Raw genomic sequence first — 25,186 nt, forward strand, 5'->3', positions numbered from 1 at the left:
AGAGCAGTTTGTCACGCCTTCCGGAAGCGAGGCTTTAGCCTCGCTTCCGAGTTATTTCACAATCTCAGGATGCTAGGAACGAGAAGTTTTAAATCTCTCTAATTTTCTTGATTGTTTTTATTAGATTTTCTAACTCGTCTAATTTTATCATATTTGGCCCATCACTAAGAGCGATGCTAGGGTCAAAGTGTGTCTCCATAAAAAAGCCATCAACTCCAACAGCCGCAGCTGCTTTTGCTAAGTATGGAACAAAGGAGCTATCTCCGCCTGTTTTTCCGCCTACTGCTGTTGGCATCTGAACTGAGTGAGTAGCATCAAAGATAACTGGTGCAAACTCTCTCATGGTGACTAAGTTTCGCATATCAACCACCATATTTCCATATCCAAAAGAGTTTCCTCTCTCACAAAGATAGACACCATGTTTTTTAGCATTTTCATAACTAGCATCTTTGCAGAGTCTAGTTTGTAGGACTTTTAGAAGCGGATATATCATCGCATCTCCACTTAAAAATTGACCTTTTTTGATGTTTATCTTAGCATTAGTTTTTGCACAAGCTACCAGTAAATCTGTCTGTCTGCACAAAAATGCAGGAATCTGTAACATATCTACCACTTCGGCAACTATTGGAACTTGAACTGACTCATGTACATCGGTCACTATTTTATAACCAAAATCCTCTTTGACCTTTTGCAAAATCCTAAGCCCCTCATCCATTCCAAGCCCACGAAAACTCTCTAGTGAAGTTCTATTGGCTTTGTCAAAACTCGCCTTAAAAAAGAACTCTATCTCCTTATCTTTATGGTATTTCTCCAAAGATTTAGCGATTTTAAAAATATTCTCTTCACTCTCTATGACACAAGGTCCACTTAGTAATAGCATCTATCTACCTTAAAACAGGGTTTAAAAATTTGAGAGGATTATATCATATTAGTTATTTATCTCTAGCCACCATAATCCCAGCAATAACAACAAGTAGGATGCCAGCTGATGTTAAAAAAGATGGAAAAGCATCGCCTAGAAGCATTCCTACAAAGATAGCAAAGACTATATTTGTGTAGCTCACAGCTCCAACTATCCCAGCTTTTGTTTCTCCATACGCTTTTGTCATAAAGTATTGTGAAAGAGTTCCAAGAACACCAAGACCGATAACATAGAGCCAAACTACGCCACTTGGCATCACAAATTCACCTAGCATAAAGTCAAGCGATGGCAGATGTATAAACTCTGAGATAACAAAAAGGAGTATTGGTCCGATAGTTCCAACTAGTGTAAAAGAGAGCACTATAGCCCTTGTGTCGTAGTACTTTCTAAGCTCTCTAACAGAAGTGTATGCTAGAGCTGCTCCCACTCCGCTAAAGATACCTAATATGTCATACTTTGTAAAGCCAATAGCACCAGGCTGAGCGATGAGTACAATCCCACAAAAACCTAAAAAGACAGCTATCCAAGCAGACAAAGAGAGTTTTTCACTCAAAAATGCCCAAGCAAAGATGGCGGTAAAGATAGGTGCGGTCTTAGAGTAGGTTACAGCATCGCCTAGCGGAATGTTTGCGATGTTGTAAAAGTAAGCAAGAAGTGCAGAAAAACCCATAAAACCACGAAAAAAGAGTAAAAAAGGCTTTCCGCCAATTTGTTTCATGGGGTTTTTATAGACTGTATAGCCGATGAGGGCTACACCAAAGAGATTTCTAAAAAAGACAACTTCAAGCGATGACATATGTTCTGATGCTAGTTTTACAAAAGCACCCATAATAGCAAAACTAAAGGATGCTATGAGCATATATTTTACGCCCTTATTTAAACTTTTAATTCTATTCATAGGTCGCATTATACCAATGTCTTTACTTATTTTACGCACAAAACGAAATTTTTTTACAAAAACAAACAAGTCTGTTTTTATGCCAAAGTAAGTTATTAACTTCTATTTCGTATAATTGCGAGATTAAAGAAGGAAATTTATGGGCAATTTAATACTACTAATACTTATTGGCGGATTTTTCTACTGGATTTTTAAGAGTTATTCACAATATACTGCGTATTCACAAGAGGCTTTTAAAAATTTCTCCATCACAAAAGAAGCCCTGGCAAAGAGTGACTTGGGGCTTTTTGTAGCTCTTGTTGCAAAGGTTGCAAAGGCTGATGGAAGAGTGGACGCACTTGAAGCTGAGTTAGTTGGCAATATGTTTGATGATATCTCAAATGTTTTTCCAGAACCTAGTAAGACTAAGAGCATCTTAAAAGAGATATTTAACGATGAAAAAGATCAAACTCATAACACTTCTGAGATAGCTCAAAGATTAGGTCAAGCCATCAAAACAGACAAGTCAAAACAGCAACAATTTATGGGTTTTTTAATTCAGTTAGCCTTTGTTGATGGTGAAGTCTCTGCTAGTGAGGACTTAGTTCTTCAAACGATTGCAAGTGCCTTTGAATTTAATCCTGATGCTTATCACGCTATATATGATCAGTTTGAGAAGATGATGAAAAACATCCAACCAAAGGTAAATATTTCTGATGCTTATAAATTACTCGGCGTAAAAGATAGCGATGATATGATTACTATTAAAAAAGCATATAGAAAGCTTGTTCGTGAGTATCATCCTGATATCATTAAGTCTCAAGGAAAGAGTGAGAAGTATATGCAAGAAGCAACTGCAAAAACTCAAGAGATAAACCAAGCTTATGAGATGATAAAAAAAGCAAAGTCTTAAAAGGATAGAGCATCAAAAAAATCTTATTAGCTCCTGTTTTTTGCCTAAGTTTATATGCAAATGACTATGGCTCGCTCTTATTTCATGGCAACTGCGTGACTTGCCATCATGAAACCAAGGCGATATCTGCACCTTCGATAATAGAAATAAGAGAGAAATATCTTAGTGCATTTTCTAAAAAAGAAGATTTTGTAGAGTATATGTCAACATGGGTAAAAGAGCCAAAAGAGGAGACTTCTATCATGCTTGATGCTATACAAAAGTATGAACTTATGCCAAATCTTAGTTATGAGCTAGATGCTCTAAGAGATATATCTGCTTATATCTATGAGACAGACTTTACTAAAGAGCATAGTGGACATTAAAGTTTACAGCCCAGACTGCTCTCTCTTGAGCTCAATTGGACTTGAAGTCTCTCTCCCAAAAAAAGTCTATCCAATCATCCGCTTCATTTATCCAAAAGTCAGGCTTGTAAACTGAGGTTTTTTTGTAAAAAAGTGTAGCTGTTTTAAACTCTACTTTTGGATGCTTTGTGCGAAGCATCTTTATAATGGCTTTGAGTGTATCTCCACTATCTGCTATATCATCTATAACTAAAACCCTTTGTATATTTTCAAATTCACAAAAGCCTTTTATACAAAGTGCTTCTCTTTTTTGTGTTTTGTCATAAAGCTGGGTGCTTAGCGTTTGTATATTTCGAACATTAAGACCTTCTACTACGGCGTGAGAGAGAGTGAGACCACCCCTTGCAATCCCAACTAAGGCCTCTGGCTCAAACTCTTTTATCTCTAAGAGAAGTCTGTTTGTATCTGTTTTAAAGCTATCATAAGAGTAGTATTTCATGTCAACATTATACAAAATAAACATAAAAATTGATAAATATTGTTTAAGATTAATAGTAGTATAATATTTTCATATTTTAAAAAGGAGATCGTATGATCAAAACTTTATCGTCAATCGTACTAGCAGGTTTAGTCACTGCAACTATCACAGGATGTGGTGCTTCGCCAAAGGTTCTTGAAGACGAGGGTTGCATAATAGAAAATACTCTAGCTCCAGCATGGGCATGTGTTCCTGTAGTTGAGGGTGCTTACGCTGGTGTTGGTATCTCAGAGAAGAGTGCAGCTGGTATGGGTCATATGAGAAGAGTTGCTCTTGCAAATGGTCGTTCAGACTTAGCTCAACAGATACAAGTTCAGGTTAAAGACAAAGTAGAGACGTTTACTCGTGCTACAGGTGTGGGAAGTGCCGAGGTGGTTGACCAAGTAAACACTGCTGTATCAAAACAAGTTGCAAAAGTTGATCTGCAAGGCTCGAAGCAAGCTGGCATGTGGATTGCTCCATCAGGTGCTATATATATGTTAGTAACAGTTGGTGAAGCTGCAGTAAATAATGAAGTAAAAAAAGCAGTTAAGACTAGCTTTAAAAATGATGAAGCTTTGTGGCAACAATTTCAAGCTAAAAATGCTCTTGAGGGTTTAGAAAAAGAGTTTCCAACTAACTAATGAAAATTTTTTAGCTCTTGAGGTCCTGAACAAACATCATCGTCATTTTACATTTGATGTGGCATCTCGTTTAGATTGTCAAAAGAGGTCTCAAAGAGATCCTGAATCAAGTTCAGGATGACAGTTTGTTTGTTCAGGATGACAGTTTGTTTGTTCAGGATGACGAAAAAACCGTATTTTGGATATAATTTCATAAATTTATCTTCCTTCACCCATAAGGCACAAAACTCATGAAAAAAATCGCAATTATCGGTCGTCCAAATGTTGGAAAAAGCTCACTTTTTAATCGCTTAGTAAAAAAAAGAGATGCTATTACCTCTGACCTTGCTGGAACTACCAGAGATATAAAAAGAAGAAATGCCATCATCATAAACAAACAAGTAGAACTTTTAGATACAGGCGGACTTGACAAAGGATGCGAACTTTTTGACAAGATAAAAGAGATGTCACTAAAAGCAGCTTATATGGCTGATATCATTCTCTATGTAGTAGATGGAAAGAGTATCCCAGAAGAAGAGGATAAAAAACTCTTTTATGAACTTCAAAACTTAGGAAAAGATGTAGCCCTAGTTGTAAATAAGATAGACAATGACAAGATGAAAGATAATCTTTGGGACTTTTATGAGTTTGGAACCGATGCTATCTTTGGCATCTCAGTTTCACACAATAGAGGAACAGTAGAGCTTTTAGAGTGGATAGCTTCTTGTGTTCCTGATAGCGATATCGTAAAAGAAGAAGATGCAGAGGACGATGTAAGGATTGTTAAAGAGGAAGCCATTGATGATGAAGAGTTTTTCTCACAGCACTCATTTTCTGATCAAGATGATGATGACTACATCTACTGGGATGAAGAAGAGGTAGAAGATGATTCTGTTTTTGCAAACAATGACCTTATAAAAGAGCATGATGAGGATGACGAAGATCATATCAAGATAGCCATTATTGGGCGAACAAATGTTGGAAAAAGCTCACTGCTAAATGCACTTTTAGGTGAAGAGCGCTCAGTTGTAAGCAGTGTAGCTGGAACTACAATAGATCCAATTGATGAGACTATAGACTACAAGGGCAAGCAACTCACTTTTGTAGATACTGCAGGTCTTAGAAGAAGAGGTAAGATTTTAGGTATTGAGAAGTACGCTTTGATGAGAACTACTGAGATGCTAGAAAATGCAAATATGGCTCTTATAGTCTTAGATGCAAGCGAACCTTTTTTAGATTTAGATGAAAAAATTGCAGGACTTGTTGATAGCAATAGACTTGCATCTATCATAGTTTTAAACAAGTGGGATATTTCAAAAAGAGATGAGCATGATAAAATCATAAGAGAAGTAAGAGACAGATTTAAGTTTTTAGCTTACGCACCCATTATCACACTCTCTGCAAAGTCACACCAGAGGGTAGATAAGCTTCACGATATGATTTTAGAGATAAATGAAAACTACTCTCAAAGAATACCAACATCAAAGATAAACGAAGTTATAGAAAAAGCTCTAAGACGCCATACCTTGCCAAGCGTAAGCGGTCAGGTTATCCGCATCTACTATGCGACTCAGTATGAGACAAGACCACCAAAGATTGCCATCATCATGAACAAACCAAGTGGACTCCACTTTACGTATAGAAGATACTTAACAAACAAACTTAGAGAGGCTTTTAACTTCAGTGGAACACCACTACTTTTTAAAGCGAAGAAAAAAGGAGAAAAATAGTGCCTTTGGCATAAGCCATATGAAAGACTTTTTCCATCAGTGTTTTCACTGTGGTAGACAAAGAGTCTAAGAATGTAAAAAAAGTGTAGTAAAGCACGAAATTAGAGCTAGATTTAAAAGTTTTTTTCTAAGCTTAAAACATAGTAGTTTGAGCCACCGTGTTTAACACTGTTGATAAGACCAAAAATACCTGAGCGGTGCTTTATGGCAAAACCTAGATAGGTCTCTCTTAGTGCCTCATATCTAAAAAGTTTTCCAATATCAAAATCCACACTAAAGTCTATATAGTTTAAAAATTTTGAATTGTAATCATTTTTTTCTATTGCTTCTACTTTTTCAAAGTAAAGAAGAGAGCTTGTGTATGATATGCCATCTCCAAAACCGAGTCTAACTCTGTTTTGCCAAAAGTCGATGTTGTAGTAAACTTTTATATAGATAGTTCCCTCATAAACATCACTCTGCGTGGAAGCCTCATCAAAATAAGCCAGACCACCCTTTAGATAAAAATCAAGTGGCAGATCAAAAGCATCTTTTTTTAAAAGATACCCAACATCTAAAGAAGTGACTCTTAAATCGTGTTCAAAAGATTGTATATCTAAACACAATGCCTGCCCAAAGTCGCTATCTGTAACTTTACCATGCGCTATTCTAAGGGAGTAGTTATTATCCGCACCAAGACTTAAAGTTAAAAAAAGTAAAAGTAAATACTTCAACACTTTTACTGTTTATGAATCTAGTGGTTCTAAGTCTTTTATAGACATTTTACTGTGATCTACTATCTTCGTGTGGAGACGGCGAAGTGCTTTTGAAGCCCTCTCAGATGCCAAGTCTATAGCTGTCTCTAAATCCTCATCTCGCTGGTTTATAATAACTGGTTCATTATGAGCTATGCGGATATCAAACTCTACAGAAATTCCTTTTTTTTCAGTTTTAACCATAACATTTGTACTTGTAATATCAAGTGAATATTTAGAAAATCCCTCAATCGCTGACTCAATAAGAGCTTTGTTATTTTCATTTAGTTTCACATCTTTTGAACGAATCTGTACATTCATCATATATCCTTTATTTTGTAGCCATTGGCAACCTTATATATGTGAAAATAATAGCCAAATAAAGCTGAGACTGCTATAATAATGTAAAAAATTTAGGATTTTAGAAGATGAGAGTATTTACAGGAATTCAACCCTCAGGAGATTTGCATATAGGTAACTATTTTGGTTCCATAAAGCAGATGGTAGATGCACAAGCGTCAAGTGAAACTTTTGCTTTTATAGCAAACTATCATGCAATGACTAGTGTTAGAGATGGAGATAGGCTGGCAAAACTTACTATGCAATGTGCAACTGACTTTTTAGCTCTTGGCATTGACCCAAACAAATCAACATTTTGGATACAGTCTGATGTAAAAGAGGTACTAGAGCTTTACTGGATTTTATCATCTTTTACTCCTATGGGACTACTAGAGCGCGCACATAGTTATAAAGATAAAACTGCAAAAGGCATAGCTGCAAATCACTCTCTTTTTTCTTATCCTGTTTTAATGGCTGCTGATATCTTAATCTTTGGGGCAGATGTTGTTCCGGTTGGAAAGGACCAGATCCAACATGTTGAGATAGCAAGAGATATAGCTATAAAATTTAACAACGCTTATGGAGATATCTTTACCATACCAGAGTTTCGCATTCAAGAGGAGATACAAACAGTCCCAGGCATTGATGGACAAAAGATGTCAAAGAGTTATAACAATGTTGTAAATATTTTTGGGCAAGAAAAAGAGCAGATGAAGACCATAAAAAAGATAGTGACCGAGAATGTAGCACTAGAAGAACCAAAAGAGTTTGAGGGCTGTAATGTTTATAATATGGCAAAACTCTTTTTACAAGGTGATGAGTTAGTGGCTCTTCAAGAGAGATATAAAAGAGGTGGCGAGGGACATGGTCATTTTAAACTCTACTTGCATGAAGTTATATGGGAGTATTTTAGAGACTTTAGAGAGCAAAGAGCTTATTTTGAAGCTCATCAAGATGAGGTAAAAGAGATATTAGATAGAGGAGCTTCAAAAGCTAGAGCTGTAGCACTTCCAATGATAGAGAAGATAAGAGAAGTAACGGGGCTTGTGTTTTGACCTCTTTTTTCATCATATATTACACTATAATTAAAAAATAAAAATATTTAAGAGGAAAAAAGTGTGGTAGATGTAGTACTTTATATACATATATTAGCAGCAACTGCATGGATAGGTGGGGCACTTCTACTTTTTGCTTTAGGTATCTTGCTAAAAGAAAAAGAGGCACAAGTGCAAACATATGAGCATCTAGGACCGCTATATGGATATTTTGAGACTTTTTGGCTTGTAGTTTTACTTAGTACAGGAACATTCCTCTTTTTTAATTTTAATCTTATAGAAGTTTTAACGCTTGATGTTGATGAGTCAAAACTTGGTTATATGATGAGCAATAAACTCTTTTATGTTGGTGCGATTACAATTTTTACGATTGTGCACATGAGGATTGCACTAAAGACGCATAAAAACGAACGTTCTATAATCCAAAAGATAGTCTCACGCGCAAGTTCTATGATGATTTTCTTTTTAAACCTTATTGTCTTATGGTACGCAATGCAGCTAAGACACATACTCTCTTAGCTCTATATCTCTTGATTTTTCCATGCCTCTATAGCATCTACGAGATTTTCAAAACCGCTTACTCTTCCAACTATGAAGATTTCATCAAAAACAAAGCAAGATATGTTTCCGTTTGGCTCTAGCAAAAACATAGCGTTTTCATCTTCTGCTCTTTTGTCGCTAGAGAGAACTCTCATGCCATCTATGGTGTCGTTGATAGTTGGAATATCGTCATACTCAATGCCTATGAGCTTTTTGCCATCACTAAAATAATCAGCCATCTTTCGCCTCTTTTGTTTTTGATATAATTTTATAATTTTTAAGTTAATAAGATTTCAAACTAACCATAAGTGAAGATATGAAAAAAACTTTTTTTGAGACCATCAGAGTTGCTGATGGAAATATTTTACATTTAGATTATCATCAAAAACGATATGAGAGTGTTTTGTCTTTACTAGATGCAAAAGAGTTTAAAAATTTAAAAGAGTATATAAAACCACCTAGCTCAGGGCTTTATAGATGTAGAATAGTTTATGACGAAAATGAGCTAGGTGTGGAGTTCTTTAAATATAAAAAGAGAGAGATAAAGAGTCTAAAACTTGTTTATGATGATGAGATTACATATGCTTATAAGTCAAGCCAAAGAGAGCATCTTGATAAGCTTTTTACGCAAAGAGGATTATGTGATGATGTTTTGATAGTAAAAAATTCGTTTATAACTGATACAACTATCGCAAATGTTGCTTTTTTGAGAGATGGACTTTGGTATACTCCTAAGACACCACTTCTTTGCGGGACTACAAGAGAGAGACTTCTTGATGAGGGAAAAATAATACTAAAAAATATAAGAGTAGATGAGCTAAGTTTGTACTCAGGTTTAGCACTTATGAATGCTATGATAGATTTTGATATAATTACGCTAGATAATTTAAAGGATACTATTTGTTAGAGAGTCTTACAAACAACAAAGAGTTTGCACAACTGATGCAAAAACACACACAAGAAGTCATCATCCACTTCTTTAAAGAAGAGCAAAATTTTGGAATACTGTGTAAGATAGAAGATGTTGAGTTTTCTCCAGCCCTCCCACAAGATATAATCTCAGAGTTTCGCCCACTCACGCTCTTTTTTTTAGCAGGATATACATTTGAGACTGCACATATAAAAGATGATTACTTGACATTTGAAGCTGGTTTTGGAGCTGAAAATTTTGGAAGCATTGTGAGCGTACCACTCTATAGTATTATGCAAATCATAGTAGATGAGACTCCAGTGATGATAAATCTGTCAAATCAAAAAATAGAACAAAAACCTAAAAAAGTAGTGGATAAAAAAGGAGTTGAGGACTCGATGGCAACATTTCTCTCAAACCCAGAAAATTCTAGGTTCGTGAAAAAGTAGTTATATTTTGTTTAAAGATAAAAGATAGTTTACAACATTATCTACAAAAGCATCGTGCTTTCTCTCTTTTAAGTAAGCTATATAGAAATTTCTCTCTATCTTGTAATTTTTAAGCCTAGCTTCAAAAAGCCTTCCTGAATCTAGCTCAGACTGTATGACATGGCGAGACATTATGGAAACAAGTGGTCTTGATGCATTTTTATCTGCGTTTAAGATAGACTCTTTTATAGAAGTAGGAGAGGCAAGTACTGCTAAAACATTGAAGTTTGCACACTGAACGCCCAGCTCTTCAAAAACCTCAGAAGTGAGTCTTCTAGTGTGCGAGTCTTCATTTCTACAAATCCAGTCAAAGTCAAATAGTTCCTCTGAACTTACTTGTTTTTTGATAGGTTGGTTTGAAAAAAGAACAAGTTCATCTTGGACCCACTCTCTATATATTATGCCATCTCTAAAAACAGGTGATTCTATAAGGGCTAAGTCTATCTTTTTCTCTTCAAGTTGATCTATAATGTTTGATGATAAGTCTACATGCATATAGACTTCGTTATCTATTCGTTTTTTGATTTCGCCTAGATAGTTTGGAAGTACATAGTTGCCTATGGCATTTGAGCTACCCATGATAAATGTGAACTCTTTATTTATAATCTTAAGAAGCTCTTTTTCACCATTTACAATGGCCTTGTCAAGTTTTGTTGCAATCCTATATAGATCTTCACCCTCTTTAGTGAGTAAGATGCCATTCTTTTTTCGCTCAACAATTTTAGTATCAAGATAGTCTTCTATAAACTTAATCTGTTGAGTAACCGCTGGTTGAGATATACCTAATTTAGCTGATGCCTTAGAGAAACTCTTCTCTTTTATGACCATTAAAAAGGTCTGTAACTTGGCAAAATCTTTTAACATAATAATTCCTATAAGTTTAATGAATAGTTGAAATTATAACTCAATATTATAATTATTGCAATAGTTTTGTATAATTTATGAGTATTTAGTTATAATAAACTAAATTAACAATAAATTAGAGCAAAAACAGATGGAAAAAATATTTGAAAAACTTAATGATTCTCAGAGTCAAGCAGTAAAACAATCTGAGGGTCCTGTGCTAATACTCGCAGGAGCAGGAAGTGGCAAAACCACGACTATAGTTTCTCGCCTTGCTTATCTTATACAGGTCTTGGGCATCCCAGCATCAAACACTCTAACGCTTACCTTTACAAACAAAGCAGCAAAAGAGATGAGAGAGAGAGCTTTGAGTATGATAGGCGATGCTGCATCATATCCTCCACTTCTTTGCACATTTCATAAGTTTGGATTGCTCTTTTTAAAGTTTCATATACATCTGTTAAATAGGCAAAACAACTTTGTAGTTATAGATACAGATGATAAAAAAAGAATCATCAAAAAGATAAACTCAGAGATACCAACTCCACTAATAGCAAGTGAGATTTCAAGGTATAAAAACTCACTTCTTACCCCAGATGATGCTTATAAACAAGCTGAATTTTTCAACTATCAACAAATCGCAAAAGTTTATGAAGAGTATGAGTCCTATCTAAAAGAGAATAACTTAGTTGATTTTGATGATCTTATAGCTTTAACGTATAGACTTTTAGATGAAAACCCAGATCTAGCGAAAACTACATCGCAAAAGTATAGCTATATTATGATAGATGAGTATCAAGATACAAATGAGCTACAATTAAAACTGCTGCAAAAACTTTGTACGGCTCACAACAATATCTGCGTAGTTGGAGATGATGATCAAAGTATCTATGGTTGGCGTGGTGCAAATATACGAAATATTATGGAGTTTCATGAGGATTTTCTTGGTACTTCTGTCTTTAAACTTGAAAACAATTACCGCTCAAAAGAGCCCATACTCAAAGTTGCTAATGCACTTATAGAGCATAACCGCTCAAGACTTGGCAAAAAACTTATAGCAACAAGAGGCAGTGGCGAGGATGTGACAATACTTAACTCTTATGATGAAAATGAAGAGGCAAGAAAGATAGCTGCGAAGATAAAAAACCTTCTAGACTCAGGTGTCAGGCCAAATGATATAGCGATACTTTACCGCGTAAATGTTTTAAGCCGCTCCATAGAAGAGGGACTCAACCGTGCGAGAATAGCTTACAAACTCGTTGGAGGATTGAGATTTTATGATAGAGCTGAGATAAAAGACCTTATAAGTTACATCAGAATTATTACAAACTTTCATGATGATTTTTCTTTTAAAAGGGTTGTAAATAAACCAAAGAGAGGCTTAGGAAAAGCTAGTGTAGAAAAGATAGAGCTTGCAGCTCACAGGGCATCTTCATCCATCTATGAGTACATAAAAACAGCCTCAATAGAAGAACTTGAAGCACTTGTAAAAAAGAAAAATTCCAAAACCCTAAAAGAGTTTATAAAAAATCTCGAAGAAGTCTCAAGAGTCGCTACAGACTCAACTTATGAGTTTATAGATATTTTAGAAGAGACATTTAAGTTAAAAAACATCTATACAGGGATGGTTGATGAGGCTGAGAGAGTCTTAAATATGGACGAGTTTTATGGACTCTTTCGTGATTTTGTTAAAAAGTCTCCAGAATCAGGTTTGGATGAGTTTTTAAATGAGCTAACTCTTCAAAGTGAACAAGATCAAGTTGAGGGCGAGAGCATCTATATGATGAGTATTCACGCTTCAAAAGGTTTAGAGTTTGACCATATCTTTATCATAGGGCTTGAAGAGGGCTTTTTGCCTCTTGTGGGCGATGGAAGCGACTTAGAAGAAGAGAGACGTTTAGGTTATGTCTCTTTTACAAGAGCAAAAGAGACCCTTACACTCTCCCATGCACTAAGTAGATTTTACAAAGGAAGAAGAAGTGACTTACAAAAGAGTAGATTCTTCAATGAATCTGGACTTTGTGAGGGTTCACTAAAGCTAGAGAAAAATACAGTTTTTAAAAAGGGCGACTTGGTTCGTCATAAAGTCTTTGGAACGGGCAGAGTAGCTGGTGTGGCAAAAAGTGGGCGAGAGTTTAAGTTAAATATAAATTTTGCAGGTACAAAAAGAGACATACTTGCATCTTTTGTAGAGAGACTATGAATAGACTCTTTGTAGCTTACAAACCTGCAGGGACTAGCTCAAACTTTTTTCTTTCAAAATTAAAACGAAAATACAAAAATAAAAAAGCAGGTTTTGCAGGAACACTTGACCCTTTTGCAAAAGGTGTTTTGCTTGTCGGTTTTGGTTCACATACTAAACTCTTTCGGTTTTTAAACAAAACTCCAAAGAGTTATCGTGCTACTCTTTGGTTAGGTGCTGCGTCTCTTTCATTAGACACTGAAATGATAGAGAGTGTTGACATGATAGATGAGATTGATGAGGCAAGAGTTAAAGAAGTTGTGGAGTCATTAAGAGGCGACTTAGAGTATGAGCCACCTATTTTTAGCGCTAAACGCATAAATGGGCAGAGAGCTTATGACCTAGCTAGAGCTGGCAGAGAATTTAGTCTTAATAAAATCAACTCTAGTATCTATGAAATAAAGCTTATAAGTTATTGTCACCCCTTTGTGACTTTTGAAGCTACAGTCTCAGAGGGCACGTATATCCGCTCACTTGGACGTATTATAGCCCAGAGATTAGGCGTGTCTGATGGAAGCCTTAGTGCCCTAGAGAGACTAAATGAGGGACAGTTTGTTTATGAAGATGAAAAGCCTCTTGATATTAAAAAATCACTCAATATTGCTCAAAATTTCTACCTAGGAGATAGTGATAATCTCAAATATGGAAGAGTTCTTGCTTTAGAAGATTTACAGATGCAAAATGATGGATACTATTGGCTTGACAATGGCGATAATATATCTGTTATAAATGTAGCAGACAAAAGTGTTAAATATGAACTAGGCAGGATATACACATGTTAGTATTAGCTAGAAAACTCGATGAGTCAATCATTATTGGTGACAATATAAGTATAAAAATTATATCCATAGATAAGGGTGTGGTAAAACTTGGTATTGACGCTCCACGAGATGTAGATATCATCAGAAATGAACTTATAGAAGATATAAAAGACTCAAATATAGCAGCTTCAAAAGAGCAAAACATAACTGACTTAGACACTCTTAGTAAGATTTTAAAAAAGTAAAAAGATGAAGATTTACAAAGCATATGCAAAAGTAAATATTTTTTTAAAAATAACAGGAAAAAGAGAGAGCTATCACGAGATTATCTCTCGTTTTATGAGAGTTGGTACTCTTTATGATGAACTCTCATTTGCTCCTAAGACTAAAGATACTTTTGAAATAATAGGCGATTTTTCTTGTACTATAGAGCAAAACACCATATATAAAGCCTATAAAGCTCTACTGGATGCAACGTCTTCAGAGTCACTAGAAAAACTAATGCAAACTTATGCTATAAAAGTAGAGAAAAATATTCCAGCTTTTGCAGGACTTGGCGGTGGAAGTAGTGATGCTGCAACTTATCTTAAGATGTGTAATGAAGTGTTGCATCTTGGACTTAGCAATAACGAACTAGCAAAGATAGGTGCTAATGTTGGTGCTGATGTAGCTTTTTTTGTTTATGGATATGATAGTGCAAATGTTAGCGGTGTTGGCGAAATTGTGCAAGAGTTTAAAGAAGATATCTTAGAGTTTGAGATATATACTCCAAAAGTAGAGATTAGCACCCCAATAGTTTACAAGAGTTACAGAGAAAACTTTTACTCACCCCTAGACGGATTTGAGACTTATGAGCTAAAAAATAAAAGTTCATTAGAAATCTTAGAGAGTATGAGCATAGATGAGGCAAATGACCTTTTTAAACCAGCGATGCAAGAGTATAAAGAGTTAAAAGAGCATTATAGAGCAGGATGGTATTTTAGTGGGAGTGGAAGTAGTTTTTTTAGGGTAAAAGAAAAAAGCCTAATCTAAAGCTTTAAGAAGAAATGATAAGATGTTATTAAAATAATTTGAATAAGGAAAGTTAATTATGGGCGAAACCATAGCAAAAAATAAAAAAGCCTATTTTGATTACTTTTTAGAAGAGAAATTTGAAGCAGGTTTGGTTCTTAGTGGAAGTGAAGTAAAAGGCATTCGTGCAAATAGAGTAAATCTAAAAGATAGTTTTATTCGTTTTGTAAAGGGTGAAGCTTACCTCTTTAACGCTCATATAGGAAGACTAGAGACTACCCATCACTACTATACTCATGAAGAGAGAGGAAATAGAAAACTACTTTTACATAAAAAAGAGATAGAAAAGATGAGAAAAGCAGTAGAGAGAGATGGCTATACGATAGTTCCTCTACAGCTTTACTTCAATGCAAGGAATATAGTAAAGATTCAAATTGCCATTGCAAAAGGTAAACAGCTTCATGACAAAAGAGAAGATTTAAAGCAAAAAGATATGAAAAGAGATGTGCAAAGAGCCATTAAGGAGTATAAATGAGATATCTGATATTTTTTATACTCTTTGCTTCTACGCTTTTCTCTTTACATATAGAGATGTCCCAAAAAAGTGTTGCAAATGGAAAAACAGCACTTTTAGAGTTTGAAAAAAAAGATGGAATTTTGTATGAAAAACTTATATTAGATAAAAAAGAGTACAAAGTTTATGAACATCCATTAGATGCAAAAAAATATTACGCCCTTATTCCCATCAGCTACTATGAAAAGCCATCTAAAAAAACTATTAAACTACTTTATAAGCAAGATGCAAAAGAGATGAGCAAGACAGTAGCCTTAGAAGTAAAAGATGGGTTTTACAAAAAAGAGACATTAAAAGTACAACAATCAAAAGTCACATTAAGCCAAAAAGATAAAAAAAGAGCAGAAAAAGAGTATGTAGAGGCTATGAAAGTTTACAATACTTCAACCCCAAAAAGCTACATCACCTCTGAGTTTATAGCCCCAATGCAAAGTAAAATAACTAGCGAGTTTGGAAAGGCTAGAATCTATAATGATACCTTAAAAGGTTATCATAGTGGAACTGACTATAGAGCAAGTGTTGGAACTCCGATTGTAGCTAGTAATGATGGAGTAGTAGCTTTAGTTAAGGATAGGTTTTACTCAGGAGGAAGCGTTATCATCGACCATGGACATGGCATCTATACTTGTTATTTTCATATGAGTAAATTTGATGTGAAAAGAGGTCAAGAAGTAAAGAGAGGCGAGACTATTGGTTTATCAGGAAAGAGTGGAAGAGTGACAGGTCCACATCTTCATTTTAGTGCTAGAGTGGCATCAGAGCAAGTTGACCCGCTACAGCTTATAGAACTACTAAACAAAAATCTATTTTAAAAGGTAAAATATACTTATGACAACACTACAACTCTTAATGTTACTAGCTTCTGGCTTTTTCGCATTTAAAATATTTCAACATGTTCAAACGCTTCAAGAGCCAGAAGAAAAGAGAGATAACATAAGCAACACAAACCAAGGCGAGCAAAAAACTGCTAAAACATTCTCACCATTTGACCCAGAGGCTTTGATAGAAAAAGCAGATGAAGCTTATGAGCAAAAAGATTATCAAAAAGCATTAGCTTTGCTTATAGAAGCCAATGCAAAAGAGCCAAACAACTCAGATACTCTTTTTAAGCTCGGCTATATTTCTCAACAAATAGATGATAATGAAGAGGCACTAAACTACTACAAAGAAGCTCTTGAGGTAGATAAAAACAATGAATTTATCCACAATTCTATGGCATCTGTATACAGAGCAAGAGGTGAATATGCCTCTGCCAAACTGCATCTTGAAGCATCTCTAGCACTTGATGATGCAAACCCTATCACTTACTATAATTTTGGAAATCTCTTGGTAGATATGAAACATATTGATGAGGCAAAAGGGATGTATAAAAAGGCACTAGAGCTTGATGGAGACTTTACAGAGGCAAGAGAAGAATTGGAGAAGCTTTAGATGAAAATATCGCAAATATATGATTTTTTAGATAACTTATCGCCTTTTGAACTTCAAGAGCCTTGGGATAACTCAGGGCTTCTTTTAGGAGATTTTAATCAAGAGGTTAAAACAATAATGCTAAGTATTGATGTTGATGAGGACTTGATAGACACAATGCAAGAGGGCACACTTCTTATAACTCATCATCCTCTTATCTTTGGTGGACTAAAGCAGTTAGAGTTTAGTAAATATCCTGCAAATCTCATCCAAAAAATGATACAAAAAAATATCTCAAATATCGCGATGCATACAAACTTTGACCAAACACATCTAAATGAGTATGTAGCAACCCAGATTTTAGGTTACGAAATAGCGCAAAAGGATGGTTTTGTCGCCTATCTTGATGTTGATGAAGATTTTGATGGTTTTGCAAAAAAAGTAGCTCTTGCTTTTGGACTTCCACATGCAAAATGTGTAAAAAGTTCACAAAGGGTAAAAAGAGTAGCTCTTACAACAGGTTCAGGATGCTCACTTTTAAAGTCCATAGACGCTGACTGTTTTTTAACTGGAGATGTAAAATATCACGATGCTATGGAGGCTATGAGTATAAACCTCTCGCTTATTGACATAGGACATTTTGAGAGCGAGCGCTTTTTTGCACAAATTTTACACGAGCATTTGAAAATTTTAGGTTTAGAAGCTATAATTTCATCATCTAAGAACCCGTTCACATATATTTAATCCAAAAGGAGACCAATGAACCAGCATCTTAAACAACTAATAGACCTATCTTTTATAGATAAAGAGATTGATGCTTTTGAACCTCAGATAGAAGAGGCTAACTCTAAATATGAAGCTGCACTTGCAAAAAAACAGAGTATTGATACCGATATTGAAAATTTAAGCAATGAAATAAAAGCAGAAGAGTTAAAAAGACAAAAAAACGAACTTCACTTAAAAGAGCTCTCTGCTAAACTTCAAGAAAACACTAAAAAAAGTTCTGAAGTAAAGACTGAGAGAGAGATGAAATCTCTTCAACTAGAAGAAGAGATAGCAAAAGAACAAATATCATTTGCTAATGAAGAGATTGAAAGACTTGAGAGAATTATCAGTTCAAAAAAAGAGCAAGTTGAAGCTGCAAAGGCATCTTTAGCAGAGATAGATTCAAACTTAGAGTCTGTAAAAGCTGAGGTTGATGAAAAACTAAAAGTAATCAACAAAGAGAGACAAGAGGTGTTTGTTCAAAAAGAGAAACTTCTCTCTAGCACAAACCAAAAAGGTTTAGCATTTTATCAAAAAATCCGTCGTTGGGCTAAAAATTCTACAGTTGTAAAAGTAGAAGATAACGCTTGTATGGGTTGTAATATGCTACTTAGTGATAAGATTTTAGCTGATGTTATCAAAGCTGAGGAGATTATTACTTGTCCTCACTGTGGTCGAATCTTACACATAGAAGAATCAACTAACGAGTAGGGCTTGAACCCTTTTTCTCTTCTTTATTATGTTCTAAGCGTGGTGCTATATCTCATAGCATTGCCACTCTTAGTCTATCTCTCTTTTAAGCGAAAATACAAAAAGTCAATTCCAGCACGATTTTTTCTCTTTAATAACAAAAGATTTGAAAAAGAAGATGGCATTTGGTTTCATGTCTGTTCACTAGGTGAAGCAAAGGCACTAAAACCTATCTTAGAGCTTGTCAAAGCACAAGATATAAAGATAACAACTATCACACAAACGGGTCAAAATGAGGCAAAAAAATATAAGGCTGAGGTAAGATTCTTACCCTATGAGATGTTTTTACCATTTTGGATAAAAAAGCAAAAACTTTTGGTGGTGCTAGAAGCTGAATTTTGGTATATGCTTTTTGTGGCAGCTAGAAGAAGTGGAACTAGAGTTGTGATGTTAAATGCTCGCATCTCAGATAAGAGCGTGAAAAAATATCTTCAATTTGCATGGTTTTATAAAAGACTTTTATCAAATGTTGAGATTATATATGCACAAAGTGAAGTTGATAAAAACCGTTTTTTAGCACTAGGAGCTAAAAATATAGAGGTGATTGGAAACATAAAACTAGCTGGCAAGATTAGTAAAACTAAAGAGTATGAAAAACCACTTCAAGAGACCATAGTTGCAGCTAGTACTCATGCGGGCGAAGAAGAGTCGGTTTTAAAGTCATTTCTTGAGTATAAAAAACAAGTAGATGCAAAGCTTATAGTAGTTCCTAGACATCCTGAGAGATTTCTTAGTGTTTATGAACTGTTAAAGAGATACGCAAAAGAGAATTCTTTTACTCTATCTCAGTTTTCAGAGACTAAAAACTTTGATGCCGAGATTGTCTTAATGGATGCAATGGGAGAGTTAAACAATATCTACAATATCTCAGACATAGCTATAGTTGGCGGTGCTTTTAGAGAAGATATAGGTGGACACAACCCGCTTGAACCTGCTTTTTTTGGATGTAAAATTATAACAGGTAAACATTTTCATGACCAAAAAGAGCTTTATAAGTATGTACATCATGTTCAGTATGTTGAGAGTGATGAGATTCACAAAGCACTAATGGCAGCAAAAGATCTACCACCATCAATGGTAGAAGAGAAAATAGACTTAGAACCTGTAGTAAAGAAAATTTTAGAAGTATAGGTTGTTAGTTAGTGGTTTTTTTGGAAGCCTAAACTTGCTTGAGGCTGGTGTGTCTTTTAAGCCTAAAGCCCCGAACAAGTTCGCGGTTCCAAGATGTTTAAGAAACTATTTAAAGAGGCACAAGTGCCGAGGGCTTCCCGCCGAAGGAAACCAAGCGCGCCCGACTAAGTACCCTTGGGGTATTAGCGTAGGTAGCGGGATTACTTCCGATACCGTGACAAAATAGAGTGAAGGGTCTCCTTCATTTATGAAATAAATTAAGGAATAAAATTTTGGCTAAAGAAAAAGCGTATAAAATATTGGCAATGCAAGAGGGTATCTCAAATTCTCAAGCGAAATCTATGATTGACCGTGGTTTAGTTTATGTGGGAAATAGTAAAGTTGTAATAGCTCGTGGAGAGTTAGATAAAAAAACAATTTTTAGGGTTCAAAAGGTTGAAAAAGCTAAACCTATTTTTGAAAACGATGATATTATTGTTATAGATAAACCTGCATTTGTAAACTCAGATGAGATAGAGAGGCAGTTTAGGCCAGCGGTTTTGCTTCACAGACTTGACCGCGAGACAAGTGGCGTTTTGATGCTTGTAAAAAACGAAGAGTTTAGACAAAAAGCAATAAAAGAGTTTAAAAAAGACAATGTTTATAAAGAGTATATTGCATGGGTTGAGGGTATTATTAGCGAACCTATTGAGGTTGATAAACCAATTTTGACACAGAAAAAAAATAATAAAGCCTACTCAAATGTCTCATCTAAAGGAAAACCCGCAAGAACGGAGATAACTCCAGACTTAGTTAGTGCAAATAAAACAAAGATAAACTGTGTTATCCATCATGGAAGAACACATCAGATAAGAACGCATCTTCGCTATATCGACCACTCAATCATCGGAGATGAACAGTACGGCGGAAGACGAGCAAAAAGAGTGATGCTTCACGCTTATAAAGTTAGACTTTTAGGGCTGGAGTTTATTGCCCCTGAGCCTAAGGTTTTTATAGATTTTGAATAAGACTGATATGACTGGGAAAAATCTCTCTTGGAAGGTCTACATTTTGAAATGCTCAGATAGCACGCTCTACACTGGAGTTACAACAGATTTAAAAAGAAGGCTTAAAGAGCATAACACTTCAAGTCTTGGTGCAAAATATACAAGAGCAAAAAGACCAGTAGAATTAGTTTACTTTGAGAGTTGTGATGATAAAGTCCATGCGATGCAAAGAGAATACGCTATAAAACAACTTACTCGTAGTAAGAAATTGGAACTAATCTCTGGTGCAGGAAAAGTTAAGGGTATTTAGAGATATCCTTAAATAAACCAAAAGTCCTAATTCGCTATAATCGCCAAAATTATATAAAGAACAATGAGGCATTTTATGTTTGATACACTAACTAACTCTTTTACTACAGCGATAAAAAAGATACGCACATTTGATGATGAAAAAGCTCTCTCAAAAGCTTTAGTTGAGCTAAAAAAATCACTTTTAAAAGCAGATGTAAACCATAAAGTTGTAAAGCAACTTATAGATGAAGTTGGCATAGAAACAAGAAAGGGCGAGATAGGAAAAGATCAATTTCTTGAAGCTCTAAGAACTACTCTACACAAACTTTTAGAAGTAGGCGGGAACAAAGGTTTTGTTTTTGCACCAAATCCACCAACTGTAATACTTATGACAGGACTTCAAGGTTCAGGAAAAACAACTACTACTGGTAAGTTAGCTCACTACTTAAAATCAAAACAAAAAAAAGTTCTTATAGTTGCAGCCGACCTGCAAAGACTTGCAGCTGTTGAACAACTTCGTCAAATCACAACTCAAATAGATGTAGAGTTGTATGAAGATGAGACTACTAAAAATCCTGTAGAAGTTGTAAGTGGGGCACTTAAAAAAGCAAAAAGTGGCATCTATGATGTAGTTCTTATTGATACAGCTGGTCGTTTAGCTATCGATGAAGAACTGATGGATGAGCTTAAATGTGTAAAAGACGCTGCAAACCCAAGCGAAATTTTCTATGTAGCAGACTCAATGACAGGTCAAGATGCAGTTAAGACTGCAACTACCTTTAAAGAAAAAATCGGTATCGATGGTGTCATACTCTCAAAATATGATGGAGATTCAAAAGGTGGTGTAGCTTTAGGACTCTCATCTCAGGTTAAGGTTCCACTTCGTTTTATCGGAAGTGGTGAGAAGATGCAAGACTTGGAAGTCTTTTTGCCAGAACGTGTTATAAACCGTCTGATGGGTTTTGGAGATATCGAGGGCTTAGCTGAGAAAACTGCTGGTGCTATTGATGAAAAGCAGGCTAAAAAACTTACAAAGAAGATACAAAAAGGCAAGTTTAACTTCAATGACTTTTTAGAACAGATGGAGAGTATGAAGAAAATGGGTAGCATGAAGTCCCTTATGGGAATGATTCCAGGTATGGGCAATATGTCAAAAGCTCTAAAAGACTTTGACATGGAAAATTCAAGCGAACTCAAAAATATTAAATCAATGGTTTCATCTATGACACCAAAAGAGAGAGAAAATCCAGATTTGCTTAATAACTCTCGTAAGGGAAGAATCGCAAAAGGTTGTGGTTTAGAGATAGTAGAGATTAACCGTATGATAAAACAGTTTAAAAATGCTGGAAAAATGGCAAAGAAGTTTTCTGGTAAAAACGGAATGAAAGATCTCCAAGCTATGATGGGTCAGATGGGCGGTGGTCCTGGCGGTATGGCAGGATTACCTAGATAAAGCTTTACATTTAAGTTATGACTCGCTATAATTTCGCCATCGTAATAACTTCTGAAATAATCCCTCTGTGATTAGAAGGTATCTTGAAAATATTTTAAGATATAAGACGCCAAATAACGGCGGTAAGAGGCACAATAAAACTACTTCTTTGTATATTTTATTCTGCAAAAACCTCCAAAAAAATTAAAACATAACATAAGGAACAAAATATGACAGTAATTAGACTTACTCGTATGGGAAGAAAAAAACAACCATTTTATCGTATAGCGGTAACAGATAGTCGCAAAAGAAGAGATGGTGGTTGGATCGAGTTAATCGGACACTATAACCCAATGAATGATGAAAAGACTTTAGTTGTTGACAATGAAAGACTTGACTATTGGATTAGTGTCGGTGCTCAAATGAGTGACCGTGTTAAAAAGATAACTGGTCGTTAATTATGATTTGTGATTTTGTCGCAGAGTTTGCAAAACTTATAGCTACCTATCCAGAAGATATAAAAGTACAAACAAAACAAGGCGATGAAATAACTGAGATAGTTCTTTATGCCAACCAAGCTGATGTAGGTAAACTTATTGGCAAAGAAGGTAAGATGATTGGTGCTATAAAAACAGTCATCTCTGGCTGCAAAGCAAAAGATGGCGTTAGCTATAAAATCAATGTCGAACCAGTTTAAAGAACCTAGACTTCATATCGCTACAATCGGCAAAACTGTCGGTATAAAAGGCGAGATGAAGTTTCATGACCACTCAGACTTCCCTGAGCAATTTCAAAAAAACACTACCTTTTTAACAAATAAAAACTCTTCTCTTACTCTAAGTGAAGTAAACCATGAAAAAGGGCTTATAAAAATAGCTGGTGTAAATAGTGTTGAGGATGCAAAGAAATTTACAAATATAAAACTCTATACTACTAGAGAAGAGACAAGAAAAAACTGCCGCTTAGAAGATGGAGAATATTTTTGGTTCGATTTAGAGGGTTGTGGGGTTTATGAGAATGGCAAACTATTAGGTCTTGTCGATGAAGTTCAGAGGATTACAATAAGCAATTATCTCTTTGTAAAAACATCTAAGGAGCTTTTAGATGCTGGACATGTAAAGAGTTTTTTGATTCCATTTCACAAGCCATTTGTTATAAGTACAGATATTGATAAAAAGATCATTGTCGTAGATGGTGCGGTGGATATTTTAGAAGCATCATAGATGAACTTTACTTTTGTAACGCTTTTTAAAAACATAGTAGAAGGTTACTTTAGTGACTCAATACTAAAGCGAGCGATAGAAAAAAACATCATTAACATAAACTACCTAAATCCTAGAGAGTTTAGTGATAACAAGCACAATAAAGTAGATGACAGTGCAGCTGGCGGTGGGGCTGGAATGGTTATGAACCCTCAACCACTCTTTGATGCACTATCAGATTTGAAAGAACAGGATGAAAATGTTCATATAGTTTTTTTAACTCCTGTAGCTAAACCTTTTGTACAAAATGATGCTAAAAGGCTCTCTAAAAAATCCCATATAGCCTTTGTGAGTGGAAGATATGAGGGGATTGATGAGAGAGTTATAGAAGAATTTGCAGATGAAGTCTTCTCCATAGGAGACTATATCTTAACAGGTGGAGAGCTTGCCTCTCTTGTGATGTGTGATGCGATAAGTAGAAATGTTGATGGAGTACTCGGCAATTGTGAGTCTTTAGATATTGAGAGTTTTGAGACTCCTCTTTTAGAAGCACCATCTTTTTCTAAACCACAAAATTTTAGGGGTTTTTTCGTCTCATCAGAATATTTAAAGGGAAATCACAGTAAAATTCGCTCACTAAAATTAGCCCTGTCTGAATGCAAGACCAAATTCTTTAGACCAGAGCAGCTTTTAAAGCACAGAACGCAGTCGCACTAGTGCTTAGATGATGGAATTATTTCTATCATCGTTTTAAATAAATGAAGGTTTCCTTCATTTTATGAAATAAAATTAAGGAATTAGCTTATGAGAAATAAGTACATAGAAAACTTTGAAAAAGCACAAGTAGCAGAGAAAAATATTCCTGACTTTCGTGCTGGTGATACTGTTCGTTTGGCAGTAACGATTAAAGAGGGTGATAAATCTCGTATACAAAACTACGAGGGCGTCTGTATTGCAAAAAGAGGACAAGGAACAGGTCAAACTGTAACAGTCCGTAAAATAGGAGCTAACGGTGTTGGTATAGAGAGAATCTTTCCACTATATACTGACTCTATCAATGAGATAACAGTTATTCGTCGCGGTCGTGTCCGTCGTGCGAAACTATTTTATCTTCGTGATCTTGCTGGTAAAAAAGCTCGCATTAAAGAACTTAGAAGAAAATAATCTTCTAAGTCCCCACACTTTTTAAATCTTCTTATAAATATTACAACTCTTTTTATACGCAAACATATAGTACAATCATTCTACTTTAGCATAAAAACTAGTAGTACAATGAGCTATTTAGGTCACTACGCAAAATAGTAAACATAAACTCTTTTACAAAAAATAAAACTGGCGTTGATTATAATGGCCTTAATATTAAGACATAAATTCAGTTAAGTTAATTTCTAAAATCGTTAAAATAATATGAAATTAATGGAGAAAAACATGAGTTGAGAAAAAGGTTAAACTTATAGTGCTGAGCAAAAAACACTCTTAAAAATCAAGATGTTACTTTTATGGATACAAAGACTTTTTCTTGTTATTAACTATATTAAAAAACAAAAAAACCTTATAAGGTTCCATGCTCGCCATATATATGGATAGAAACTCTATGAGAGAATAGACAATAATACTTATGATAATTTTAGAGATATCAATATTGACAAGTATTATGCAGTTTTTTCTTATGATGAGGTACCAAATTTTAGTGAACCAGTATCACTAGAGTTAAGCAAAAAACTACAGAGCAAAAACAAATAAAAAACTTCCCTATATTTTAAGAAACTATTAAGCAACATCCTCCTATAATTCCC

General features: G+C 35.1%; 33 protein-coding genes and 1 pseudogene. 27 read left to right on the forward strand and 7 right to left on the reverse strand.

Translation table 11 applies throughout. From position 1 onward, the window contains the following. Positions 1-88: 88 nt before the first annotated feature. Together kdsA and M947_RS18440 are read right to left on the reverse strand one after the other, a co-directional pair. Complete coding sequence (gene kdsA / locus M947_RS18435; RefSeq protein ID WP_021287589.1) at positions 89-880, reverse strand: 3-deoxy-8-phosphooctulonate synthase; 792 nt, start codon at positions 878-880, stop codon at positions 89-91. Positions 881-932: 52 nt separating this feature from the next. After that, the gene (locus tag M947_RS18440) at positions 933-1,820 is read right to left on the reverse strand and encodes a DMT family transporter (protein WP_031347990.1); all 888 of its coding nucleotides are present in this window, start codon (positions 1,818-1,820) and stop codon (positions 933-935) included. Positions 1,821-1,959: 139 nt separating this feature from the next. On the opposite strand from M947_RS18440, the gene M947_RS18445 reads away from it, so the two are divergent. After that, positions 1,960-2,712, forward strand: coding sequence for a TerB family tellurite resistance protein (locus M947_RS18445; RefSeq protein WP_021287591.1), 753 nt, complete (start codon positions 1,960-1,962; stop codon positions 2,710-2,712). Positions 2,713-2,807: 95 nt separating this feature from the next. Continuing rightward, a complete protein-coding gene (locus tag M947_RS18450; protein WP_021287592.1) occupies positions 2,808-3,077 on the forward strand; it encodes a hypothetical protein in 270 nt (89 codons plus the stop codon). A 31-nt stretch (positions 3,078-3,108) separates the two neighbouring features. Here M947_RS18450 and M947_RS18455 read toward each other — a convergent pair whose 3' ends face one another. Beyond that, positions 3,109-3,579 (reverse strand): phosphoribosyltransferase, encoded by a 471-nt coding sequence (locus tag M947_RS18455; protein WP_245541251.1) that lies wholly within the window; start codon positions 3,577-3,579, stop codon positions 3,109-3,111. Positions 3,580-3,647: 68 nt separating this feature from the next. Between M947_RS18455 and M947_RS18460 the strand changes: the two genes are divergently transcribed. Continuing rightward, positions 3,648-4,217, forward strand: a complete 570-nt coding sequence (locus M947_RS18460; protein ID WP_021287594.1) for an LPP20 family lipoprotein — start codon at positions 3,648-3,650, stop codon at positions 4,215-4,217. Between the two features lie 230 nt (positions 4,218-4,447). Further along, positions 4,448-5,926 (forward strand): ribosome biogenesis GTPase Der, encoded by a 1,479-nt coding sequence (gene der, locus M947_RS18465; RefSeq protein ID WP_021287596.1) that lies wholly within the window; start codon positions 4,448-4,450, stop codon positions 5,924-5,926. A gap of 113 nt (positions 5,927-6,039) precedes the next feature. Here the strand turns inward: der and M947_RS18470 are convergent, their stop codons facing one another. Both M947_RS18470 and hpf read right to left on the reverse strand, forming a co-directional pair. Continuing rightward, positions 6,040-6,639 (reverse strand): hypothetical protein, encoded by a 600-nt coding sequence (locus tag M947_RS18470; protein WP_021287597.1) that lies wholly within the window; start codon positions 6,637-6,639, stop codon positions 6,040-6,042. Positions 6,640-6,651: 12 nt separating this feature from the next. Next, on the reverse strand, positions 6,652-6,981 hold the full coding sequence (gene hpf / locus M947_RS18475; protein WP_021287598.1) for a ribosome hibernation-promoting factor, HPF/YfiA family: 330 nt from the start codon (positions 6,979-6,981) through the stop codon (positions 6,652-6,654). A gap of 107 nt (positions 6,982-7,088) precedes the next feature. Between hpf and trpS the strand changes: the two genes are divergently transcribed. Together trpS and M947_RS18485 are read left to right on the forward strand one after the other, a co-directional pair. Beyond that, positions 7,089-8,054 carry a tryptophan--tRNA ligase gene (gene trpS / locus M947_RS18480; RefSeq protein ID WP_021287599.1) on the forward strand — a complete coding sequence of 322 codons (966 nt, stop codon included), beginning with the start codon at positions 7,089-7,091 and terminating at the stop codon, positions 8,052-8,054. A 63-nt stretch (positions 8,055-8,117) separates the two neighbouring features. Then, positions 8,118-8,573, forward strand: coding sequence for a hypothetical protein (locus tag M947_RS18485; RefSeq protein WP_021287600.1), 456 nt, complete (start codon positions 8,118-8,120; stop codon positions 8,571-8,573). 2 nt (positions 8,574-8,575) lie between these two features. Here the strand turns inward: M947_RS18485 and M947_RS18490 are convergent, their stop codons facing one another. Then, complete coding sequence (locus M947_RS18490; protein ID WP_021287601.1) at positions 8,576-8,833, reverse strand: hypothetical protein; 258 nt, start codon at positions 8,831-8,833, stop codon at positions 8,576-8,578. Positions 8,834-8,910: 77 nt separating this feature from the next. Between M947_RS18490 and M947_RS18495 the strand changes: the two genes are divergently transcribed. Together M947_RS18495 and M947_RS18500 are read left to right on the forward strand one after the other, a co-directional pair. Continuing rightward, a complete protein-coding gene (locus tag M947_RS18495; protein ID WP_021287602.1) occupies positions 8,911-9,501 on the forward strand; it encodes an aminotransferase class IV family protein in 591 nt (196 codons plus the stop codon). Next, positions 9,495-9,953: a hypothetical protein gene (locus M947_RS18500; RefSeq protein WP_021287603.1), complete on the forward strand. Its 459-nt coding sequence runs from the start codon at positions 9,495-9,497 to the stop codon at positions 9,951-9,953. Before M947_RS18495 ends, M947_RS18500 begins: the two co-directional genes overlap by 7 nt. On the opposite strand, the gene M947_RS18505 is transcribed toward M947_RS18500, so the two are convergent. Continuing rightward, on the reverse strand, positions 9,954-10,856 hold the full coding sequence (locus tag M947_RS18505; RefSeq protein WP_021287604.1) for a LysR family transcriptional regulator: 903 nt from the start codon (positions 10,854-10,856) through the stop codon (positions 9,954-9,956). A gap of 130 nt (positions 10,857-10,986) precedes the next feature. On the opposite strand from M947_RS18505, the gene M947_RS18510 reads away from it, so the two are divergent. The 19 genes and pseudogenes from M947_RS18510 to rplS all read left to right on the forward strand — a co-directional run bounded on the left by M947_RS18510 (position 10,987) and on the right by rplS (position 24,554). Continuing rightward, complete coding sequence (locus M947_RS18510) at positions 10,987-13,038, forward strand: ATP-dependent helicase (protein ID WP_021287605.1); 2,052 nt, start codon at positions 10,987-10,989, stop codon at positions 13,036-13,038. After that, complete coding sequence (gene truB / locus M947_RS18515) at positions 13,035-13,859, forward strand: tRNA pseudouridine(55) synthase TruB (RefSeq protein WP_021287606.1); 825 nt, start codon at positions 13,035-13,037, stop codon at positions 13,857-13,859. The genes M947_RS18510 and truB overlap by 4 nt, the downstream gene beginning before the upstream one ends. Further along, positions 13,853-14,083 carry a carbon storage regulator CsrA gene (gene csrA, locus M947_RS18520; protein WP_021287607.1) on the forward strand — a complete coding sequence of 77 codons (231 nt, stop codon included), beginning with the start codon at positions 13,853-13,855 and terminating at the stop codon, positions 14,081-14,083. The genes truB and csrA overlap by 7 nt, the downstream gene beginning before the upstream one ends. A 4-nt stretch (positions 14,084-14,087) precedes the next feature. Then, positions 14,088-14,870, forward strand: a complete 783-nt coding sequence (locus M947_RS18525; RefSeq protein ID WP_021287608.1) for a 4-(cytidine 5'-diphospho)-2-C-methyl-D-erythritol kinase — start codon at positions 14,088-14,090, stop codon at positions 14,868-14,870. A gap of 58 nt (positions 14,871-14,928) precedes the next feature. Further along, positions 14,929-15,384: an SsrA-binding protein SmpB gene (gene smpB, locus M947_RS18530; RefSeq protein WP_021287609.1), complete on the forward strand. Its 456-nt coding sequence runs from the start codon at positions 14,929-14,931 to the stop codon at positions 15,382-15,384. Continuing rightward, positions 15,381-16,235 (forward strand): peptidoglycan metallopeptidase Pgp3, encoded by an 855-nt coding sequence (pgp3, locus tag M947_RS18535; RefSeq protein ID WP_021287610.1) that lies wholly within the window; start codon positions 15,381-15,383, stop codon positions 16,233-16,235. The genes smpB and pgp3 overlap by 4 nt, the downstream gene beginning before the upstream one ends. 16 nt (positions 16,236-16,251) lie before the next feature. Then, positions 16,252-16,854 (forward strand): tetratricopeptide repeat protein, encoded by a 603-nt coding sequence (locus tag M947_RS18540; protein WP_021287611.1) that lies wholly within the window; start codon positions 16,252-16,254, stop codon positions 16,852-16,854. Next, a complete protein-coding gene (locus tag M947_RS18545) occupies positions 16,855-17,577 on the forward strand; it encodes a Nif3-like dinuclear metal center hexameric protein (RefSeq protein WP_021287612.1) in 723 nt (240 codons plus the stop codon). 15 nt (positions 17,578-17,592) lie between these two features. Further along, on the forward strand, positions 17,593-18,309 hold the full coding sequence (locus M947_RS18550; protein WP_021287613.1) for a zinc ribbon domain-containing protein: 717 nt from the start codon (positions 17,593-17,595) through the stop codon (positions 18,307-18,309). A 3-nt stretch (positions 18,310-18,312) separates the two neighbouring features. Further along, on the forward strand, positions 18,313-19,479 hold the full coding sequence (gene waaA / locus M947_RS18555) for a lipid IV(A) 3-deoxy-D-manno-octulosonic acid transferase (RefSeq protein WP_021287614.1): 1,167 nt from the start codon (positions 18,313-18,315) through the stop codon (positions 19,477-19,479). Between the two features lie 81 nt (positions 19,480-19,560). Beyond that, positions 19,561-19,647 (forward strand): annotated as a pseudogene (gene tilS / locus M947_RS23855) (tRNA lysidine(34) synthetase TilS); the annotation flags it as partial. 104 nt (positions 19,648-19,751) lie between these two features. Further along, positions 19,752-20,486: a pseudouridine synthase family protein gene (locus M947_RS18560; RefSeq protein ID WP_021287615.1), complete on the forward strand. Its 735-nt coding sequence runs from the start codon at positions 19,752-19,754 to the stop codon at positions 20,484-20,486. Positions 20,487-20,493: 7 nt separating this feature from the next. Then, entirely contained in the window at positions 20,494-20,775 is a 282-nt protein-coding gene (locus tag M947_RS18565) for a GIY-YIG nuclease family protein (RefSeq protein ID WP_031347991.1), read from the forward strand. A 75-nt stretch (positions 20,776-20,850) separates the two neighbouring features. Then, positions 20,851-22,209 carry a signal recognition particle protein gene (gene ffh, locus M947_RS18570; protein WP_021287617.1) on the forward strand — a complete coding sequence of 453 codons (1,359 nt, stop codon included), beginning with the start codon at positions 20,851-20,853 and terminating at the stop codon, positions 22,207-22,209. A 209-nt stretch (positions 22,210-22,418) separates the two neighbouring features. After that, positions 22,419-22,646 carry a 30S ribosomal protein S16 gene (gene rpsP / locus M947_RS18575; protein WP_021287618.1) on the forward strand — a complete coding sequence of 76 codons (228 nt, stop codon included), beginning with the start codon at positions 22,419-22,421 and terminating at the stop codon, positions 22,644-22,646. A gap of 2 nt (positions 22,647-22,648) precedes the next feature. Beyond that, positions 22,649-22,885 carry a KH domain-containing protein gene (locus M947_RS18580; RefSeq protein ID WP_021287619.1) on the forward strand — a complete coding sequence of 79 codons (237 nt, stop codon included), beginning with the start codon at positions 22,649-22,651 and terminating at the stop codon, positions 22,883-22,885. Beyond that, complete coding sequence (gene rimM, locus M947_RS18585) at positions 22,848-23,411, forward strand: ribosome maturation factor RimM (protein WP_245541252.1); 564 nt, start codon at positions 22,848-22,850, stop codon at positions 23,409-23,411. Before M947_RS18580 ends, rimM begins: the two co-directional genes overlap by 38 nt. Beyond that, complete coding sequence (gene trmD, locus M947_RS18590; protein WP_021287621.1) at positions 23,412-24,107, forward strand: tRNA (guanosine(37)-N1)-methyltransferase TrmD; 696 nt, start codon at positions 23,412-23,414, stop codon at positions 24,105-24,107. A gap of 87 nt (positions 24,108-24,194) precedes the next feature. Continuing rightward, on the forward strand, positions 24,195-24,554 hold the full coding sequence (gene rplS, locus M947_RS18595) for a 50S ribosomal protein L19 (protein WP_021287622.1): 360 nt from the start codon (positions 24,195-24,197) through the stop codon (positions 24,552-24,554). Positions 24,555-25,186 lie beyond the last annotated feature (632 nt).

This window comes from Sulfurimonas hongkongensis (assembly GCF_000445475.1).
GTDB lineage: Bacteria > Campylobacterota > Campylobacteria > Campylobacterales > Sulfurimonadaceae > Sulfurimonas > Sulfurimonas hongkongensis.

Bases quoted from the DNA above. Each gene is read 5' to 3' on its own strand.
- kdsA (WP_021287589.1), bottom strand. From the start codon at position 880: ATGCTATTACTAAGTGGACCTTGTGTCATAGAGAGTGAAGAGAATATT.
- M947_RS18440 (WP_031347990.1), bottom strand. From the start codon at position 1,820: ATGAATAGAATTAAAAGTTTAAATAAGGGCGTAAAATATATGCTCATA.
- M947_RS18445 (WP_021287591.1), top strand. From the start codon at position 1,960: ATGGGCAATTTAATACTACTAATACTTATTGGCGGATTTTTCTACTGG.
- M947_RS18455 (WP_245541251.1), bottom strand. From the start codon at position 3,579: ATGTTTATTTTGTATAATGTTGACATGAAATACTACTCTTATGATAGC.
- M947_RS18460 (WP_021287594.1), top strand. From the start codon at position 3,648: ATGATCAAAACTTTATCGTCAATCGTACTAGCAGGTTTAGTCACTGCA.
- der (WP_021287596.1), top strand. From the start codon at position 4,448: ATGAAAAAAATCGCAATTATCGGTCGTCCAAATGTTGGAAAAAGCTCA.
- hpf (WP_021287598.1), bottom strand. From the start codon at position 6,981: ATGAATGTACAGATTCGTTCAAAAGATGTGAAACTAAATGAAAATAAC.
- trpS (WP_021287599.1), top strand. From the start codon at position 7,089: ATGAGAGTATTTACAGGAATTCAACCCTCAGGAGATTTGCATATAGGT.
- M947_RS18490 (WP_021287601.1), bottom strand. From the start codon at position 8,833: ATGGCTGATTATTTTAGTGATGGCAAAAAGCTCATAGGCATTGAGTAT.
- M947_RS18495 (WP_021287602.1), top strand. From the start codon at position 8,911: ATGAAAAAAACTTTTTTTGAGACCATCAGAGTTGCTGATGGAAATATT.
- M947_RS18505 (WP_021287604.1), bottom strand. From the start codon at position 10,856: ATGTTAAAAGATTTTGCCAAGTTACAGACCTTTTTAATGGTCATAAAA.
- M947_RS18510 (WP_021287605.1), top strand. From the start codon at position 10,987: ATGGAAAAAATATTTGAAAAACTTAATGATTCTCAGAGTCAAGCAGTA.
- truB (WP_021287606.1), top strand. From the start codon at position 13,035: ATGAATAGACTCTTTGTAGCTTACAAACCTGCAGGGACTAGCTCAAAC.
- csrA (WP_021287607.1), top strand. From the start codon at position 13,853: ATGTTAGTATTAGCTAGAAAACTCGATGAGTCAATCATTATTGGTGAC.
- M947_RS18525 (WP_021287608.1), top strand. From the start codon at position 14,088: ATGAAGATTTACAAAGCATATGCAAAAGTAAATATTTTTTTAAAAATA.
- smpB (WP_021287609.1), top strand. From the start codon at position 14,929: ATGGGCGAAACCATAGCAAAAAATAAAAAAGCCTATTTTGATTACTTT.
- pgp3 (WP_021287610.1), top strand. From the start codon at position 15,381: ATGAGATATCTGATATTTTTTATACTCTTTGCTTCTACGCTTTTCTCT.
- M947_RS18540 (WP_021287611.1), top strand. From the start codon at position 16,252: ATGACAACACTACAACTCTTAATGTTACTAGCTTCTGGCTTTTTCGCA.
- M947_RS18545 (WP_021287612.1), top strand. From the start codon at position 16,855: ATGAAAATATCGCAAATATATGATTTTTTAGATAACTTATCGCCTTTT.
- M947_RS18550 (WP_021287613.1), top strand. From the start codon at position 17,593: ATGAACCAGCATCTTAAACAACTAATAGACCTATCTTTTATAGATAAA.
- M947_RS18565 (WP_031347991.1), top strand. From the start codon at position 20,494: ATGACTGGGAAAAATCTCTCTTGGAAGGTCTACATTTTGAAATGCTCA.
- ffh (WP_021287617.1), top strand. From the start codon at position 20,851: ATGTTTGATACACTAACTAACTCTTTTACTACAGCGATAAAAAAGATA.
- rpsP (WP_021287618.1), top strand. From the start codon at position 22,419: ATGACAGTAATTAGACTTACTCGTATGGGAAGAAAAAAACAACCATTT.
- M947_RS18580 (WP_021287619.1), top strand. From the start codon at position 22,649: ATGATTTGTGATTTTGTCGCAGAGTTTGCAAAACTTATAGCTACCTAT.
- rimM (WP_245541252.1), top strand. From the start codon at position 22,848: ATGGCGTTAGCTATAAAATCAATGTCGAACCAGTTTAAAGAACCTAGA.
- trmD (WP_021287621.1), top strand. From the start codon at position 23,412: ATGAACTTTACTTTTGTAACGCTTTTTAAAAACATAGTAGAAGGTTAC.
- rplS (WP_021287622.1), top strand. From the start codon at position 24,195: ATGAGAAATAAGTACATAGAAAACTTTGAAAAAGCACAAGTAGCAGAG.